Source organism: Arthrobacter sp. 05T45, assembly GCF_056395875.1.
Genome location: NZ_JBFTKI010000020.1, coordinates 38,324 through 55,484, shown reverse-complemented (window position 1 = coordinate 55,484; position 17,161 = coordinate 38,324). Strand labels below are relative to the sequence as shown.

Genomic DNA, 17,161 nt, shown 5'->3' with positions numbered 1-17,161 from the left:
CGCCTTTCCACATCCAACGGGGAAGAGGAGACATGAGCCATTTTCAGGACAAGGCCTACCTTGTCACCGGAGCCAGCTCCGGCATCGGTCTCGCGACCACCCGGGCCCTTCTGGCGCAAGGGGCAAAGGTTGCAGCGGTCGGTCTCCCGGACCGTCTGCTTGAAGACGCAAAAAGCCAAGTCTCGGGCGCTGTGATCTTCATCGAAGCCGACGTATCTGAGTCCCAACAGGTCGATGGGTCCTTCGCCCGGGCGGAAGCAGAACTCGGGCCCCTGAGCGGGGCCTTCAACGCCGCAGGAATCTCCAGTGTTGCGCCCATCGCCGAAACATCCGACGAGCTGTGGCAGAGACTGATCCGGGTGAACTTAACCGGCACTTTCCACTTCGCCCGGGCAGCGGCGCGGACGCTCTCGGCCAACGGCGGTGGATCGCTGGTCTGCACTGCCAGCGAGCTGTCACTCGTCGGCCAGGCAGGCTACACCGCATACACCGCGACCAAGGGCGGCGTGCTGTCGATGATGCGGTCACTGGCCGCCGAACTCGCACCGGCCGGCGTCCGGGTCAACGCACTGTCGCCGGGCACGACAGATACCCCGATGCTTGCGGCCGAGTTCGCGAACGAAGAAGAACGCGCCCGGGACGAAGTGTCCGTGCCGCTTGGCCGGTTCGCCCTGCCCGAGGAGATTGCAGCCGCGGCGCTGTGGCTGTTGGGTCCTGAATCCTCGTATGTCACGGGAACAAACCTTGTTGTCGATGGTGGTCGGACCACGACGTTCCCACTCGGACATTGAATCCCACATCCAACGCACCTAGTGAAAGGCAACATCACATGAGCTCTGTTCTGGTCACAGGTGGTGCCGGATTCACCGGACGCCACATCGTCAACGAACTCGCCGACGCCGGCCATCAAACAGTCAGCTACAACCGGGACTTCATCGAGGCGCCACGCCCCGACGTCGTTTCCGTCCAGGGCGAACTGTTCGATATCCCCCGTCTCCTCGAAGTATTCAAGGAGCACGACGTCGACACCATCGTCCATACCGCCGCCATATCCCACCCGACCTATTCCCTGAGCTTTCCCCTGGCTACGTTTGCTGCCAACGTCGAGGGAACGGTGGCGGTTTTCGAGGCGGCACGACTCCACGGCGTCAAACGGATCATCAACTTCTCTTCCGAGTGCGTGTACGGAAAGACCTCAGCACCGGTGGTTCTCGAATCGGAGCCAGTAAATCCGACGACGCCTTACGCCGTGACGAAGGTTACCGGGGAATGGCTCGGACGGGTCTACGGCGACAGGTATGGAGTCGACGTCATCTCCCTGCGCATCGGCCAGGTTTACGGACCCGGAAACCGCATGGATGAAGTCATACGGGACATTATGCGCGGCGTAGTCCGCGACGGTTCATTCTCACAGGACCACGGGGCCGACCACCGCTACAACCTTGTCTACGTCCGCGACGTCGCTCTTGCCGTCCTGGCGGCAGTCCAGGCACCAGAAACGGCCCGGGCCAGGCCCCTGGCCTACAACATCTCCGGCAGCGAGTACTGGACACTCAGCGACGTCGTCAAAGAAGTTCGAATCGCATTCCCGGACGCCTCCGTGGAGATCGGGCCCGGGACGGATCCAACCCTGGATTTGCAGGGCCACTTCAGCATCGCTTCCGCAGCCGCGGATCTCGGCTACGAATCGCTCTGGCCGCTGCAGCGGGCCCTCGCCGACTACGCCGACTGGCTCTCCACCCATGACTTCTGACCCCTTTCTTCTGACTCATTTCTTCTAACTGACTCATTTCTTCGAAGAGGGACGAACATGACATTCGATAGAAGCGGCTGGAGGCAGGGGGCGGCCTGCGTTGCCGCGTTGACCTTCGACGTCGACGCCGAGTCGCCCGTCCTGGCCGCCGGCCGGCGCTACGCCGACAATGCGATGGCGATGACCCACCAGGCGTTCGGGCCCAAGGTGGGTGTTCCCCGGATTCTCCAGATGTTGAAGGATGTGCAGCAGCCGGCGACATTCTTCATTCCAGGAGTAACCGCGGAGCGGTATCCCCGCATGGTGGAACAGGTCCTGGAATCGGGTCATGAGATCGCGCACCACTCACACACTCACCGCACCGCGGTGAACATGAGTTTCGACGACGAACGCGCCGACTTCGATCTGGCGCTAGCTGCACTCGGGCGTTTCGGCATTTCTCCAAAGGGGCATCGCGCCGCACTGTGGGAGCCCTCGTGGCAGACACCGTCGTTGGTGGCTGAATACGGGCTGAAATACGATTCCAGCCTGATGGACGCGGACGTCCCCTATCTCATCGAAACCCCCGCAGGCACAGTTGCGGAGCTCCCCCCACATTGGAGTCTGGATGACTGGGAGCAGTATGCCTTCCTTCCGGAACCCAAGATCGGTGAAATCATCCAGTCGCCACTTGTCGTGGCGGACATGTGGATTCATGAGATCGACGCAATGCGACGTCATGGTGCTCTTTTCATGCTCACTTGCCACCCGTTCCTCACTGGGCGGGCAGGACGGCTGGAGGCGCTGCGGACCGTGATCGAAACTGCGCTGGAACGAGGCGGTGTCCGCTTCTCGACGTGCGAAGCGCTCGCGGAAGCGGCACTCGGTGACCCTGCATTGATTGCCGAGCCCCTCAATCCAGTTACAGCGTCCGAGGAGCTCTATCCGGACTACTGAATCCGGACTGGCCGGAGGCTGGAACTCAGATGCAGGACTTGTTGTAGTCGAAGCCGCCCGAGATGTACTGGGCCATGGTGACTTTCCCGCCGCCTGTCAGCGGCGCTGCCGAACACATGCTGCTGGCGTTTTGGAAGGAGCTCCCGCCGGCGAGCCAGCTTCGCTGGGCGTAAAGGTTGCTTGTCGAGGGCACCGTGCCGATGATCTGTGCCCATTGGTAGCCGGTCGAGTAGAGCCCGGTTTTGGCGCCGATGCTGGCAAAGTAGGCGGCCATGCCCTCCAGATCAGCTCTGTTGGCGGCCTTGTTCGTTGACCAGGAGTTTTCGGTCTCGACGTCCAACCACCAGGTGTAGGAGGCCGGGTTCTTGACCCCGCGGATGATGGCGTCGTCGTAGGCCTTGGCGTAACCGTACATATAGGAGCACGCCGAACCGACCGAGCCCTTGGTGCACGTGCCGTACGGGTTGGCCACGGTCTTCCCGGCATAGGTGTTGCTGGTGGGCCACCAGGAGCCGGCCGTCCCGGGGTTCCCGGTATTTACGTACAGGGCCACGAGAGGCTGCCCGGTCCCGCCGGTGGACGTGGCGGCCCAGGACAGCTGGGTGGCCAGGCACGCGTTGGTGTTGTTCGCCAGGCCGTTGTTCACACCAATGATCGCGAAGCTCTGGCCCTTGGGCAGCGGTTTGCCGCACTGCGGCCAGGACACGTCGACGCCGGGTCCTGCGGGCGTGACTGCCGCTGTGCCGGCCGAGGTCTTCACGGCGGTGGTGTAGCCGGTCTTGGTTCCGGTGACGGTGACGGTGAGGGCCTTGCCGGCCTGCGCCGCGGCCAGTTTGTAGGTGGCGGCGGTCGCGCCAATGATGACGACGCCGTTCGCCTTCCACTGGTACTTCAGGATGACGGGAGCCGGACCCCACGTGCCCGGGACTGCGGTCAGAGTGTAGCCGGCTTTTGTCATTCCGGTGATCGTCGGCACCGGGGCCGGCCCGAGCGAGCCGGCGGCGATGGCTGCGGTGGGGGTCGAGGTCTTCGCGGCGGTGGTGTAGCCGGTCTTGGTTCCGGTGACGGTGACGGTAAGGGCCTTGCCGGCCTGCGCCGCGGCCAGTTTGTAGGCGGCGGCGGTGGCGCCAATGATGACGACGCCGTTCGCCTTCCACTGATACGTCAGAGTGACGGGTGCCGGACCCCAGATGCCCGGGACCGCGGTCAGGGTGTAGCCGACCTTTGTTGTGCCCTTGACCGTCGGCACGGGGGCCGTCGTCAACGGCGCGGCGGACGCTGCACTGACCGCCGTCGTCGTATCCGGCGCGGCGGATGCGGGGGCAAGCGGTGTCAGGGAAAGCATCATGACCACACCAAGGAACAACGGAATTGATAGAGGCCGGACGCGGTCGAATAGCAGCATAAAAATTTCCCCCAAATTGCCGCGCCCGGAACAGGCTGCGCTAGAGCCCGCGGAAATGCAGACAGCGTGAATCTAGCACGGGGAGGTGTTCCTCAACATGTCTGGCAGCTACGCGGGCGACGGACGCACGCAAAAACCCGCCGGCTCCGAGCTCATTCGGGCCGGCGGGTCGTTGCTGGGAGGCTACTCCGGAACCACCAGGGCGGGGGTGTCCTTCCGGATGGTCTCGCCCCGGAAGAAGCCCGGATGCAGTTTCGCGGCGACCAGCATGATCACGACGCCGAGGGCGAGGATGCCGATCCCCAGAATGAACACCAGGCCCACGCCGAAGACCTCCGAGCCGCTGCCGAATTCCGGTGCCCAGCTGTCCACGGCGGTCTGGAAGAAGACCACGGTGAGGACCAGGCCGCCCAGGACCGGGAACAGCAGCCGCATGAAGAAGTTGCGGACGCTGGAGAACAGGCTGTGCCGGAAGTACCAGGTGCAGGCGAAGGCCGTGAGGCCGTAGTAGAAGCAGATCATCAGGCCCAGGGCCATGATGGTGTCATTGAGGACGTTCTCGCTGACTACCTTCATGACGGCGTAGAAGCCGCCGGAGATCACACCGGCAATCACCGTTGCGAAACCGGGGGACCCGAACCGCTTGCTGACGGATGCGAAGCGCGGCGGCAGTGCCCCGTAGTGGCCCATCGCCAGCAGGCTGCGTGCGGGAGAGGCCATGGTGGACTGCAGGGACGACGCGGTGCCGGAGAGAACGGCCAGGGACATCAGGATGGCCAGCGGACCCATGACTGGGGAAGCCAGTGCCGCAAAGATATTCGACTGGTTGTCCGGGTTGTTCAGGCCGATGCCGTCGGTTCCGGTGCCGGCAACCATCATGGTGGCCACGATCGCGACGAGGTAAAGGGCCAGGACGGCGACCGCCGTCGTGGTTCCTGCCCGGCCGGCGGTACCCTTGCCGCCCTTGGTTTCCTCGTTGACGGTGAGGCACACGTCCCAGCCCCAGTAGACGAAGACGGCCAGTGACATGCCGGCGGCGAACTGCTCGAAGCTGCCGATCTTCATCGGGTTGAACCAGTCCCAGCTGAAGGCGATCGCGGTGCCCGAGTCGCCCGAGGCGGCGTGGGTGAGTGCCATGACGACGAAGATGCCCAGGACGAGGACCTGGAATCCGACCATGGTGTACTGCACCAGCTTGGTGGCGTGCAGGCCGCGGTAGCTGACCCAGACGGCCAGTGCCACGAACACCAGGCACGTCGCGATGTTTACGGCCGTGTTGGAGGTCAGGTCCGCGAGGTCCGGGTTGTTGAACACCTGGGCCAGGAAGAGGTAGAAGAAGTCCACCGCGACGCCGGCCAGGTTGGACAGGACGATGATGTTGGCGGCCAGCAGACCCCAGCCGCCCATCCAGCCGACGAACGGGCCGAACGCCTTCGTGGCCCACGTGAAAGTGGTGCCGCTGTCCGGTGAATCGGCGTTGAGCTCACGGTAGGCGAACGCCACCAGGATCATCGGGATGAACGCGACAATGAAGATCGCCGGCAGCTGCAGGCCCACGGCGCCGACGGCGGGTCCCAGCGAACTGGTCAGGCTGTAGGCGGGTGCCACGGAGGAGATGCCGAGGACGACGACGGCGAGAAGGCCCAGCTGGCCGCCCTTGAGTCCCTTGCCCGAGATGCCGTGCTTGGAACCGGCCGGATCGACGACGTCGTGCGTGATGGTGCCGTCTTCGCGGCCGATAGTCTGACTCATTGCTGACCTTTTTTCTGGGGGACGGATGGTTGCTGTTGGGTGATGCAGTGGATGCCGCCGCCGCGGGCGAAGAGCTCGCGGGCGTCGATGCCGACTACCCTGCGGCCGGGGTAGACGTCGCCAAGGATGCGCAAGGCTTTTTCGTCCATCGGGTCGCCGAAGGTGCAGGCGATGACGCCGCCGTTGACCACCAGGTGGTTGATGTAGCTGTAGTCGACGAACCCCTCCTCATCCGTCAGGGTTTCCGGGGCGGGGACCTCGATGATGTTCCATTCGCGGCCGGCCGCGTCCCGGGTGGTGGCGAGGTGGCTGATGATGGCCCGGCAGACTTCGAAGTCGGGGTGTGCCGGGTTCTGTTGGGAATGGACCAGCACGGTGCCCGGGGACGGGATGGCCGCAACGATGTCGACGTGGCCGCGCGTGCCGAACCGTTCCGAATCCCGGGTCAGGCCGCGGGGAAGCCAGACGACGTGGCTTACGCCCAGGGTCCGGCCCAGCTCGGCTTCGACGTCGGCCTTGCTGAGCCCGGGGTTGCGGCCCGGATCGAGCTGGACCGTCTCGGTGACGAGGACGGTGCCTTCGCCGTCGACGTGGATGCCGCCGCCCTCGTTCACCAGCGGCGAGTTAAGGTGGCTGGCCCCCGAGCGGGCCGCGACGGCCGACGCCACGAGCGCGTCCTTGTCCCAGGCGGCCCAGTCCTGGCCGCCCCAGCCGTTGAAGACCCAGTCGACGGCGCCGAGCCGGCCGCCGTCGTCGAGGACGAACGTGGGGCCGATGTCCCGCATCCAGGCGTCGTTCAGTGCGGCGGGGACCACCTCGATATCCGGGTGAAGGTAGTCCGCCGCGGTCTGCACATCCGCCGGCGCCACCAGCATGGTGACCGGTTCGAATTCCACGACGGCGTTCGCGACGGCGGCCCAGACGGAGCGGGCGGCGTGGGCTTCTGCCGCTGTTTCGCCCAGGGTGTAGCCGCCGGTGGGGAACGCCATCCAGACACGGTCCTGGGGCGCCGTTTCGGACGGCATCCGCCACGCGCTCATGCGGTGGCCTTGCTGGTGTCGGCGCCGAGCGGGGCGTCGGGGCGTACCGGTTCGGTCAGCCGCCCGTACGTGTCCGGGCGTCGGGTGGCCAGGAAGGGGAAAAGCGTGAGCCAGTCCCGGCGCTGGTCGAGGTCGAGGTCCGCGACGAGCACCGCGGATTCGTCCCGCGGTGCCTGGGCAAGGATCCGGCCGTAGGGATCGGCGATGAAGGAGGAACCGTAGAAGTTCAGCGTGCCTTCGCTGCCCCAGCGGTTGGGGACCACCATGAACAGCCCGTTGGCGATGCCGTTGCCGACGATGACCTGCTGCCACAACGGCTGGGTGTCGAAGTCGGGGTGGTCGGGCTCGGAGCCGATGGCTGTGGGGTAGACCAGGAGTTCCGCGCCGCCGAGGGAGTAGATCCGCGCCAGCTCCGGGAACCACTCGTCCCAGCAGGTGGGCATGCCCAACCGTGCGCCGCCGAGTTCGGCGGGGGAGTGGACCTCGTAGGCATCGTCGCCGTCCGGGCCCTGGCGGAAGAATTTGTCCTCGTAGTAGCCTGCCGTGACGGGAATGTGGAGCTTGTGGGTGCGGGCCAGGAGTTCGCCCCCGGGGGACACCAGGATGGCGGTGTTCAGGCCCAGGCCGTCGTCTGTGCCGTCCGGATTCTCCGCCTTCTGGTACAGCGAAGCGTGGACGCAGATGCCGTGCCTCCGGGCCGCGTCCGCCGCGAACCGGAACGTGGGGCCGGTGAACAGATCCTCGGCAATGTCCGAGGGCCGCGGGCGCGCGGTCCCGCCGCGGGCGGCGTCATTTTCGGGAAGCGTGTCCGCGGGGTAGCGGGACAGCGTGAGCTCGGGGAGGAAGACGACGGCTGCTCCCAGCCGGGCGGCGCGCCCGATGCCTTCGTCCAGTTCGGCGTGCAGGGCCGCGGCGTCAGGATGCCAGCGATGCTGCACGACGCCGATCCGCAGAGCCGGCCGGCCGGAGGGCAGCGTGCGGGCGAGGGAGGGCGGGGTGTCGAGGGACGTGATTTCGATCATGGCTACTCCAGTGAGACGGGCGTCACATTAATGAACGTTGTTCATTTAGTTTGAGGGTGATGGCGGCACGGGGCAAGACCTAATATGAATAAAGTTCATTTATTTATTCGGGGTGGAACCCGCGCCGTCCCCGGGCCGGCAGCCGGACCGCTACTGGACCACGGCGCGGACCTCCCCTGGGGGCGCGGGCCGTAAGGCCCTAGACCGTGGATTAGTCCCGGCAGAGTCTGGGGTATGACTCAAACGAACCCGGGGCCGGCCCCGGACATCAGGGCCGCCCAACTCAAGGAACAGCCCACGGCGGTGGTGCATGAGACAGTCCCGATGAATGCGTTGCGGGATTTTTTCGGCCGTGCCTTCGCCGCCGTCATGGGTGCGGTGCAGGAGCAGCATGTCCAGTTGGCCGGACCCCCGTTCGCGCTGTACCGCGGCATGCCGACGGACGTCGTCGACGTGGAGGCGGGGTTCCCCCTCGCCGCGCCGTTCACGAACCCCAGTGGAGCGGACACGGCGGTTGTCGCCGGCACCCTCCCCGCAGGCCAGGCCTACGAGGCGATGCACATCGGTCCCTACGAATCACTGCAGCGCACTTACGGCGCGATCATGGCGCGGATGCGGCAGGACGGCGCGAGCCCGGGAGCAGCAATGTGGGAGTACTACCTCACCGATCCCGGCGTCGAACCCGATCCAGCGAAGTGGCAGACGCTCGTGGTCTGGCCGGTCGACTGAAATGCCGCACCTGCACTGCCCGGCCGCCGCGCGGAGGGGCCCCGGCCGGGGGGCCGCTGCCCGGGTTTCCAGGGCCCGTCCGACTCATTCTGTCTGATAGGCCACACTATTGCTCTACTCCATGCACAATGTCCTAAACTGCTTCACTGAGGTGCCTGAAATGGCGCTGCGCAGCAACGAAAGTGAACCCCGATATGGCTACCGATTACGACGCCCCACGCAAGACAGAAGAAGAATCTCCCGCTGAGTCGCTGGAGGCCCTTCAGGCGTCCCGCGGCGGCGGCGCGCAGACCGCTGTGATCGACGTCGATGAGAACGACACCGCTGAAGGCATTGATCTTCCCGGTGCAGATCTGTCCGGCGAAGAGCTGACGGTCATTGTTGTTCCGGAGCAGTCCGATGAATTCACCTGCTCCTCCTGCTTCCTGGTCCGCCACAGGTCCCAGGTGGCCCTTGAGAAGAACGGCATGAAGTACTGCCGCGACTGCGAAGGCTAAAACCTTCCGGCAACAGACAGGCCGTACGAAGCGCCGGACCCGCGAGGGTGCCGGCGCTTCGCCGTTCCCGGCTAGGCCTGCTGCTGGCGGTGTTATCTGTTCGTGAACGACCTTCACGAACAGGGTCCGTGCAATCCGTCCGTGACCAGCAGCGGGCCACGCTAACGGTTGGGCGCCGAAACTGTGGAGGACCTCGCCCGCCGGGCCGGGCCCGCCTACGCTGAAAGCGTCTGACCTGCGCTGACTGTTCCGCCAGCCCAAGGGTCAGGCAGCACCAGGGGGTGGCGGCCTTGAAGAAGACCCAGTTGAAGAAGATCCAGTTGAAAAAGGTCAACGCGTTGCTCGCGGCTGTTCTGATGGCCGCCGCGCTCGGGATTCTTGCGCCGGCGCCGGCCGCCGCAGACCCGTACTGCGGACTGGCCTGGGGGTCGCTGAGCAAACTGGATCCGGCCATGAGCCAGGCCAAGGTGGTGGACGTCCGCACCGGTCAGCACTACTGCTTCGACCGGCTGGTCATTGACCTCAACGGCCCCGTGGCCGGCTACAGTGTCCGCTACGTACCCGCGGTGGTGCAGGACGGGTCCGGCCTGCCGGTCCCGTTGCGGGGCCAGGCCTTCATTCAGCTCACGGTCAATGCACCCGCATATGACGACGCCGGCAATCCCACCTACAATCCGGCGAACAAGAATGAATTGGCTGACGTGGCCGGCTACCAGACGTTCCGGCAGGTGGCGTGGGCGGGCAGCTTCGAGGGCTATTCGACCATTGGCCTGGGGGTCCGCGCCCGGCTGCCGTTCCGGGTCCTGGCCCTGCCCGGGCCGGGCACCGGGTCCCGGCTCGTGGTGGACGTGGCGCATTTCTGGTGAGGCTGGTGAAGCCGGTCGCAAGGCAGGGCTGCGCGCCTTGCCGGGCGGGTCGGCTAGAGCGAGCCGAGCTCGGCCCGGAGCGGGAAGTCCCGGCCGTCCAGCACCAGCTGCGTGCAGCGCCCGGCGGCACGGTTCAGAACGATCGGGGCCATGAGGTTGACGGTCGTGGAACCGGGCGAGTGGTTCACCACGACCAGTACCTGGGCGGCGTCCCGCCCGTCGAGTTCGAGGGCCTCCAGCGAGGCTGCCGGGATCGGCGGAGCGTAGCTCGGTGCAAACACGGCCGCATCGGCCAGGAATAGCCGCACCGGGCTGGAACCTCCCTCCAGGGCGTACAGTCCGGCCGCGCCCTCGACGCTCCGCAGCGCGAAATCGTGCAGCTCCTCGAAGCCAGGCATGGGTGCGGTGAATGTGAGGGGCAGGCTTGCGACGGGAGTGTCCATGACCGGGGTGCTCACCGCAGGAAGTCCATCAGGGTGGGCTGAAGCACCCGGGCCGTCGCCGCGAGGGCCACCTGGTAGTTGGTTTCCTGAAGCTTCAGGTCCATGATGACGCTGCCGAGATCTGCCTTTTCAATGCCCATCTTCTGTGCATCCAAGGTGGCCTCCAGTTCGGTGTTGACGTTGCCGGCGCGTTCCAGCTGCACCTGCCGTGATCCTATTTCAGCACGCCCGCTGACGATGTTCTTGAACGACGCCTGCAGGTTGGTGAGGTTCACAGTGGCATCCTCACCTTTGCGCAGTGACTCGATGGTCTTGGTGACGGCGTCGAAGACGGAGCCGGAGCCGCTGCCGAAGATCGCGGCGCCGTCCGCGTCGACCCGGACAGTTCTGTCGGCACTGATGCGCCGTTCCACTGAGCCGCCGGCGACGCCGTTGAAGACTGGGGGAGTTCCGGTGTCTCCTGGGATGCTCGGGTCGGCCGGGATGGCTGGGCTGAAGGCCGTGGCCGCGTCCGAACTTCCAGCAAAAATGTTCCGGCCAAGGTGCTTGCTGTTGGCGGTTGAGAGCAGATCCTTGTTCAGCCCTTCGAGCTCGACGGCGATCGCGTCCTTGCCCGCCTGGTTGAGCGCGCCGTTGCCGGCCTGGACCGTGAGGTCGAGGATGCGGTTCATGACGTTGGTGGCCTGGCTGAGGGCGGAGTCGGCCGCGTTGAGCCAGCTGGCGCCGTCGTCGATGTTCCTGCCGTACTGGGCGTTGGCGGCGAGCCGCGCGCGCGTATCGAGAGCCTGCGCCGTGGCGGCAGGATCGTCAGACGGGCGCGAAATCTTGTCCAGCGTGGTCGCCTTTTCCTGCAGCTGGGCCAGCTTGGACTGCTGGGCCTGCAGGGTCCGCTGGGCGGTTGTGCTCATGGTCAGGTTGGTTACCCGGTTCAGCATGTCTACCTTCCTACCAGTCCGGTGCGGTTGATCAGGACGTCCAGGGCTTCGTCCACAGCCGTCATGACGCGGGCCGCGGCCTGGTATGCGTGCTGGTTGGTGAGCAGGCTGACGTTTTCTTCGTCCAGGCTGACGGACGCCTGCGAGGAACGGTTGGACTGCGCGGAGATTTCCGCTGCCGAGCTCAACGCTTCATGCTGCTGGGCGCCGCGTGACTGCACACCGATCCCGGTGACGATGTTTGCCCAGGCGCGGTCCGGAGACCCCGGCCCAGTGCCAAGCTGTGAAATCTTGTCGGCGAGGCTGCCGTCCAGGTTCCCCGCACCCGCCACGCCGACCGCGATCTCTGCGGCGGCCTGGGGCACAACAGCGAGAGCGAGCGCCGCAGGGCCCGCGGCGGCCGGGTCGAAGAAGTTACCGGACGCCGAGCCGTCAGAGGTCCGTCCGCCGAAGTGAAGGGCGTTGACCGCGTCCCGCAGGTCGCCGGCGAACTTGTTCAGCGACTGTGCGGCCGAATCGATGGCGCCGCCGTTCGCGGCAGGAGCCAGGACGGACAACGCGCCGGCGATTTCCCCATCGGCGACGGCGATTGCCGCACCCGGCCGGTCCGCCCACTCAAGCTGCACGGCTGTGCCGAGCTTGTCCGCAGTCTGGCTTCCGGAGAGGGCGAGTGCCCGGACGGAGCTGCCCATCACGAGGGCGTTTCCGCCGACATGGACATCCACGGTGCCGTCAGCCTGTTCCCTGACGGTGCCGCCGGTCAGCCGGGAGATGGTCTCGGTGAGCTTGGCCCGCGCGTCGATCAACTCGTTGGCCGATCCTCCCGCGGCGAGGGTTGAGCGAATGCTGGTGTTGAAGGCGGCCACCTGCGTGGCGGCGGCATTGACGGTGTCCACGGCGCCCTGGGCCTGGCCGCGGACGCTGCTCCACTGGCCCTCAAGGGAGCGGTAGGAAGAGGAGACCTTGCTGGCGAGGTCGTTGCCGGCCTGCAGGACCAGTCCCTTGGCGGCGGAGTCGTTGGGGTGGTTGGCGGCGCCTTGCCAGGCCGACCAGAAGCCCTGGAGCGCGGTGGAGATGCCGTTTTCGCCGGGTTCCTGAAGGATGCCCTCGATCCCTTGGAGCGCCGAGGACCGGGCGCTGGCGTAGCCGGACTGGGCCGCCGTCGAGCGGACGCTTCCGTCAAGGAAGCTGCTGCCCAAGCGTGCGATGCCGTCCACGGAGACGCCATTCCCGGCTTCGGGGCGGCCCGAACCGAACAGGCCCTGCGCGGGAGCCACGATTGACGATTGCTGGACGCGCTGCCGGGTGTAACCCTCGGTGGCGGCGTTGGCAATGTTCTGCCCGGCCACGTTCATGCCCTGCTGGGCGGCGGTCAAGCCACGGTAGGCGGTGTTCAGCGCGCCGAAGGTACTCATGGTCGCTTCCTTAGAATTGCTTGTCGAAAATACGCGAGGCTGCAGTTTCCCCGGTCTTGCCCTGGGCGTCATAGGTGCCGGCCGCAGCGGTGGGCCGCAGATCCGCGAGGGATTCCTGGGTGGAACGGACTGCGGTGCGCAGGTACTGCTCGTTCGAGTCGCGCAGTTCCTTGATCAGGGCCGTCTGGTGGGTCAAGGCCGTCAGATGGGCCGTGAGGATTTCGGACCAGGCGCCTTCCGGCGCGGCAGCGGCGAGTTCACCCAGGGACGCGTCAGTGGGCAGTCCCCAGGTTTCGGCCACGACGGCGGCTTCGATGGTGCGGGCGAGGCTCGCCTTGGAGAGGTGTTCCAGAACCTGCTCGACTTCCTTTGTGCCGTGGGGAAGCCAGCGGGATTTGCCGGCGGTGAGCAGCAGTTGCTCTTCCTCCAGCTTGAAGGTGAGAACGTCCAGGAGTTCACGCTCCCGCCACAGCAGGGCTGAAAGTTCGTGGATGGCCATGGTCCGGACGGCTCCCTCATGTGTGAATGGTGCAAATGACTGGTGCGGTGGTGCCGGGGCGTCGATTTCATCGTGCGGACGATTTGGCCTCCAGCAGGGTTCGTAGAAACTATCGGCAGGGGCGCAGGATTCGTTAGCGGCAATAAGGCTGATAACAGTCGGGACCAGATGGGGCGTTGAACTGAAAACTCTTTTTGGAATCTTCCTTACGTGTGCTGGCCAAATGGCGATAACTACTTCTGAAGGCCCACGGATGGGCCGTCGCACATCGTCCCAATCATGGAGGAAACATCATGGGAATGCAGATCAACACCAACATGGCTGCGAACAACGCTTACCGCAGCCTCAGCAACACCCAGACCGACCTGTCCAAGTCGCTGGAGAAGCTTTCCAGCGGCCTGCGCATCAACCGCGCCGGTGACGACGCGGCCGGCCTGGCGATCTCCGAGGGCCTGAAGTCCCAGATCGGCGGCCTCACGGTTGCTTCCCGTAACGCCCAGGACGGCATTGGCCTTGTCCAGACCGCTGAAGGCGGCCTGAACCAGGCTCACTCCATCCTGCAGCGTCTGCGCGACCTGGGTGTTCAGGCAGCCAACGATACGAACAACACCGAATCCCGCGCGGCTATCAAGACTGAAGCCACCAGCCTCGTCAATGAACTTGGACGTATCGCTGGCGGGACCGACTTCAACGGCACCAAGCTGCTCAACGGTGACAACCCGACGCTGAACATCCAGGTCGGTGCCAACGGTGACGCGGCCAGCCAGATCGCCGTTGACCTGTCCGGTGCAAACGTCAAGGGTGTTGCTACGACGCTGAACCTGGGCACCATGTCCAATAACGGCAGCACGTTTGCAATTGCTGACCCGGCGTTGCTGACAGGTGAAGCTTCGTTCACGTCCACGAAGGACGGGGTCGTTACCACCGTAGCGACGTCTACTCTGGCCGCTGCGGGTCCTTTCACTAGCGTCGAGGGTTACGCCGATGCACTGCGGAAGGACACCGATTTCGCGTCGAAGTTCACGGTCACGGTTGAGAAGGACGCCAACGGCAAGGGCACCGGCATCTCGGTCCAGGCCAAGGACGGCGGCCTGCTTGAGAACGCTGACAACGCTGCCGCCGGTACGGGCCTCGACGTCGGTGTAAAGGGAGCGGCCACGACAGGTCTCGATTTCTCCTCCGCCGCAAGCGCTCAGGCTTCCATCAAGCTGATCGACACGCAGATCACCGCAGTGTCGACGGCTCGTGCAGACCTGGGTGCAACCCAGAACCGCCTCGAGTCGGCTGTGCAGACGATCAACGTGGCCAAGGAAAACCTGACGGCTTCCAACTCCCGTATCCGCGACACGGACATGGCTGAGGAAATGGTCAAGTTCACCCGCAACAACATCCTGTCCCAGGCCGGCACCGCAATGCTGGCCCAGGCAAACCAGTCCAACCAGGGTGTACTGCAGCTCCTGCGCTAAAACACAGCGGGAAGCGATCACTCCGGTGACTTCCGCTAGGTAGCTCAGACTGCACGTGGCGCCCGGGGAGGGAATTCTTCTCCCCGGGCGCTGTGCAGTACCACCAGCCATTACTGATTCAGCCAGCCATTGTTCTAAGGAGTTGCAGGCATGGGACTTTCTATCGACGGACTTTCCAGCGGTTTGGATACCACAGCCCTGATCAATTCCCTCATGGCCGTGGAAGCAATCCCACAAAGCCTGATGAAGAACAAGGCCGCAACGGTCCAAACCCGCATCTCGGCCCTGCAGGGACTCAATACCGCCGTCGCGGACCTCGCAACCAAGGCCGGCAAGCTCTCCGACCCCAAAAGCCTCGAACTGTATTCGGCCTCGAGCAGTTCCGCCAAAGTCACCACCGTGGTCGGTGCCGGAGCGAAACCGGGTGCGGTTGATTTCACCGTCTCCCAGCTGGCCCAGACCCAGGTCTCCGTGAGCAAGAACCTCGCCGCGTGGCCCTACACCACTATGACGGTCACCGGCGAAGGCGGCCAGGCCATCACGGTCACCCCGCTCACTTCATCTCTTGACGACGTCGTTTCCGCCGTGAACCTCGCCGGCGCCGGGATTGTCGCATCGAAAGTTTCAGTGGGCGGCGGCGAGTACCGGCTGCAATTTGCCTCGTCCAAGACCGGCGTCGCCGGCGGGTTCAGCATCGCCGATCCGGACGGCACCGCCGGGCTGACCAAAGTTCAGTCTGGGCAGGACGCGCAGATCAAGCTGTGGGCGGGAACAGCTGCCGAGGCGACGCTCAGCTCCGCCACCAACACCTTCGCGGATGTCCTGAGCGGAGTCTCGATCAGCGTCTCCGAGGTCTCTGCCACCCCCACACGCGTCACCGTTGCCCGTGACGACGCCCAGATCAGCAGGGCCGCCTCTGACCTGGTTAGCTCCGTCAACGGAGTCCTGGCGCAGATCGCCACCAAGAGCGCCGTAGTCAGCAGCACCGACGCCTCCGGCAACCCGGTCACTTCAGGCGGCGTGTTCACCGGAGACAGCACCGTTCGTACCGTCAACGCCGCGATCCTGGCCGCTGCGTCCCAGCCCTTGAACGGAAAATCGCCGTCTGAGCTTGGCATCAGCGTGACCAAGACCGGGACGATGGAATTCGACGCCACCAAATTCGGCGACGCCCTGGCGAAGGACCCGGCCGGAACAATGGCGGCCGTGGCCACTATCGCGGGCCGCGTGGCGGACGCCGCCAAGCAGGCCTCCGATCCTTCCACGGGGCTCCTCAGCACCAAGATCAAGGGACAACAGTCCACCGCGAAGGACTACACCGACCAGATCGCCGACTGGGATGACCGCCTGGAAATGCGTCGGACCACGCTGCAGCGGACCTACTCCGCGCTGGAGGTCGCTCTCAGCGGCATGAAAGCGCAGTCGTCCTGGCTGTCCTCCCAACTCGCAGGACTCTCTTCAGGAAGCTCTTCATCATGACTCTGACCTCCTTCGGCGGCGGCTACGGCAATGCCGGCCAGCGGAACCAGTACCTGGCCGACTCGGTCCTGTCGGCTCCGCCGGCACGCCTCCTCACCATGCTCTACGACCGCCTCCTGCTGGACCTGGGCCGGGCGGAAACGGCGCAGCACGCTGCCGACTGGACCACCGCATCGGAAAACCTGCTGCACGCCCAGGCCATCGTGTCCGAGCTGTCCTCCTCGCTGAAGGTCGACGCGTGGGACGGTGCCAACGGGCTGCTGGGGGTCTACAACTACGTCTCCACCGCACTGACCAACGCGAACATCCAGCGGGACGCGGCGCTGACCCGGGAAGCGATCGAACTCTTGGAGCCCCTGCGGCAGACCTGGCACGAGGCCGCCGCCGCGGTACCCGCGCCCGCAACCCCCGCGGCGTTTCCCGCCGCAGCTCCAGCCGGTTTCCCGGCAGCAGGGGCCTGGAACACCGGGCCCGGAACAGGCGGCGGGAGTCTCGGCTTTGGCTGAACAGGCTTACTTGGATATTGGCCCAGGGGGAACCGGATACAACGACGCCGATTCGTCCCTTCCCGGCACGATCCCTGAAGACACCACCCTGGCTGCCTGGATGGCCGTCCTGGATGTGCTTGAAATGGCGGTGCAGGCCGCCGAGCGGACCCTGAAGGATCCGCTGGGCCCGCTCGCCGCTCCCGCGGGTTCGGTGGCGGAACCCCGGCCGGAGAAGCGCTGGTCTCCGCCATCGATGAACGGGCCGTTGCCGGCGACCGCGCGGCGTCGCGCCGTCGCACTGGCAGCCGCCCAGGAACGCGTTGCCCTCCGGCTGGAAGAGGCGCGGCTGGGAGTCGCCCGGCAGCTGCAGGCGGTATCGTCGGTGCCCGGCGTGGGGGAGTCCGCCGGAGCCCTGTACCTGGATGTCAACGGCTAG

18 protein-coding genes are annotated in these 17,161 nt (G+C 65.5%); 10 read left to right on the top strand and 8 right to left on the bottom strand.

Going from position 1 to position 17,161, the window contains the following annotated elements; genetic code table 11:
* The first annotated feature begins 32 nt into the window (after positions 1-32).
* Genes AC1DGD_RS16780 through AC1DGD_RS16770 form a run of 3 tightly spaced genes read left to right on the top strand, consistent with a single transcriptional unit; the run spans position 33 to position 2,689 of the window.
* The gene (locus AC1DGD_RS16780; protein WP_476857567.1) at positions 33-791 is read left to right on the top strand and encodes an SDR family NAD(P)-dependent oxidoreductase; all 759 of its coding nucleotides are present in this window, start codon (positions 33-35) and stop codon (positions 789-791) included.
* Between the two features lie 38 nt (positions 792-829).
* Positions 830-1,753: an NAD-dependent epimerase/dehydratase family protein gene (locus AC1DGD_RS16775; RefSeq protein ID WP_476857566.1), complete on the top strand. Its 924-nt coding sequence runs from the start codon at positions 830-832 to the stop codon at positions 1,751-1,753.
* A gap of 57 nt (positions 1,754-1,810) precedes the next feature.
* The gene (locus tag AC1DGD_RS16770; RefSeq protein WP_476857565.1) at positions 1,811-2,689 is read left to right on the top strand and encodes a polysaccharide deacetylase family protein; all 879 of its coding nucleotides are present in this window, start codon (positions 1,811-1,813) and stop codon (positions 2,687-2,689) included.
* A 25-nt stretch (positions 2,690-2,714) separates the two neighbouring features.
* On the opposite strand, the gene AC1DGD_RS16765 is transcribed toward AC1DGD_RS16770, so the two are convergent.
* From AC1DGD_RS16765 to AC1DGD_RS16750, 4 genes are all read right to left on the bottom strand, one after another.
* On the bottom strand, positions 2,715-4,037 hold the full coding sequence (locus tag AC1DGD_RS16765; RefSeq protein ID WP_476857564.1) for a hypothetical protein: 1,323 nt from the start codon (positions 4,035-4,037) through the stop codon (positions 2,715-2,717).
* A 240-nt stretch (positions 4,038-4,277) separates the two neighbouring features.
* Positions 4,278-5,846 carry an APC family permease gene (locus AC1DGD_RS16760; protein ID WP_476857563.1) on the bottom strand — a complete coding sequence of 523 codons (1,569 nt, stop codon included), beginning with the start codon at positions 5,844-5,846 and terminating at the stop codon, positions 4,278-4,280.
* The gene (locus tag AC1DGD_RS16755; protein WP_476857562.1) at positions 5,843-6,886 is read right to left on the bottom strand and encodes an agmatine deiminase family protein; all 1,044 of its coding nucleotides are present in this window, start codon (positions 6,884-6,886) and stop codon (positions 5,843-5,845) included. Before AC1DGD_RS16755 ends, AC1DGD_RS16760 begins: the two co-directional genes overlap by 4 nt.
* Complete coding sequence (locus AC1DGD_RS16750; protein ID WP_476857561.1) at positions 6,883-7,908, bottom strand: nitrilase-related carbon-nitrogen hydrolase; 1,026 nt, start codon at positions 7,906-7,908, stop codon at positions 6,883-6,885. Before AC1DGD_RS16750 ends, AC1DGD_RS16755 begins: the two co-directional genes overlap by 4 nt.
* Before the next feature lie 234 nt (positions 7,909-8,142).
* Between AC1DGD_RS16750 and AC1DGD_RS16745 the strand changes: the two genes are divergently transcribed.
* The 3 genes from AC1DGD_RS16745 (at position 8,143) to AC1DGD_RS16735 (ending at position 10,000) form a co-directional block, all read left to right on the top strand.
* Entirely contained in the window at positions 8,143-8,637 is a 495-nt protein-coding gene (locus AC1DGD_RS16745; protein WP_290370286.1) for a GyrI-like domain-containing protein, read from the top strand.
* 194 nt (positions 8,638-8,831) lie between these two features.
* On the top strand, positions 8,832-9,134 hold the full coding sequence (locus AC1DGD_RS16740; RefSeq protein ID WP_018775830.1) for a DUF4193 domain-containing protein: 303 nt from the start codon (positions 8,832-8,834) through the stop codon (positions 9,132-9,134).
* A 320-nt stretch (positions 9,135-9,454) separates the two neighbouring features.
* On the top strand, positions 9,455-10,000 hold the full coding sequence (locus tag AC1DGD_RS16735) for an AMIN-like domain-containing (lipo)protein (protein ID WP_476857582.1): 546 nt from the start codon (positions 9,455-9,457) through the stop codon (positions 9,998-10,000).
* A 53-nt stretch (positions 10,001-10,053) separates the two neighbouring features.
* Here the strand turns inward: AC1DGD_RS16735 and fliW are convergent, their stop codons facing one another.
* From fliW to AC1DGD_RS16715, 4 genes are read right to left on the bottom strand one after another with little or no spacing between them, the layout of a single operon-like run.
* Positions 10,054-10,458, bottom strand: a complete 405-nt coding sequence (gene fliW, locus AC1DGD_RS16730; protein WP_476857560.1) for a flagellar assembly protein FliW — start codon at positions 10,456-10,458, stop codon at positions 10,054-10,056.
* On the bottom strand, positions 10,455-11,378 hold the full coding sequence (flgL, locus tag AC1DGD_RS16725; protein WP_476857559.1) for a flagellar hook-associated protein FlgL: 924 nt from the start codon (positions 11,376-11,378) through the stop codon (positions 10,455-10,457). The genes fliW and flgL overlap by 4 nt, the downstream gene beginning before the upstream one ends.
* Before the next feature lie 2 nt (positions 11,379-11,380).
* A complete protein-coding gene (gene flgK / locus AC1DGD_RS16720; protein ID WP_476857558.1) occupies positions 11,381-12,793 on the bottom strand; it encodes a flagellar hook-associated protein FlgK in 1,413 nt (470 codons plus the stop codon).
* Positions 12,794-12,803: 10 nt separating this feature from the next.
* Positions 12,804-13,292 carry a flagellar protein FlgN gene (locus AC1DGD_RS16715; RefSeq protein ID WP_476857557.1) on the bottom strand — a complete coding sequence of 163 codons (489 nt, stop codon included), beginning with the start codon at positions 13,290-13,292 and terminating at the stop codon, positions 12,804-12,806.
* 293 nt (positions 13,293-13,585) lie between these two features.
* Between AC1DGD_RS16715 and AC1DGD_RS16710 the strand changes: the two genes are divergently transcribed.
* From AC1DGD_RS16710 to AC1DGD_RS16695, 4 genes are all read left to right on the top strand, one after another.
* On the top strand, positions 13,586-14,758 hold the full coding sequence (locus tag AC1DGD_RS16710) for a flagellin N-terminal helical domain-containing protein (RefSeq protein ID WP_476857556.1): 1,173 nt from the start codon (positions 13,586-13,588) through the stop codon (positions 14,756-14,758).
* 150 nt (positions 14,759-14,908) lie between these two features.
* Entirely contained in the window at positions 14,909-16,237 is a 1,329-nt protein-coding gene (gene fliD / locus AC1DGD_RS16705) for a flagellar filament capping protein FliD (protein WP_476857555.1), read from the top strand.
* Positions 16,234-16,743, top strand: a complete 510-nt coding sequence (locus AC1DGD_RS16700) for a flagellar export chaperone FliS (RefSeq protein ID WP_476857554.1) — start codon at positions 16,234-16,236, stop codon at positions 16,741-16,743. Before fliD ends, AC1DGD_RS16700 begins: the two co-directional genes overlap by 4 nt.
* Complete coding sequence (locus AC1DGD_RS16695; RefSeq protein WP_476857553.1) at positions 16,736-17,161, top strand: hypothetical protein; 426 nt, start codon at positions 16,736-16,738, stop codon at positions 17,159-17,161. The genes AC1DGD_RS16700 and AC1DGD_RS16695 overlap by 8 nt, the downstream gene beginning before the upstream one ends.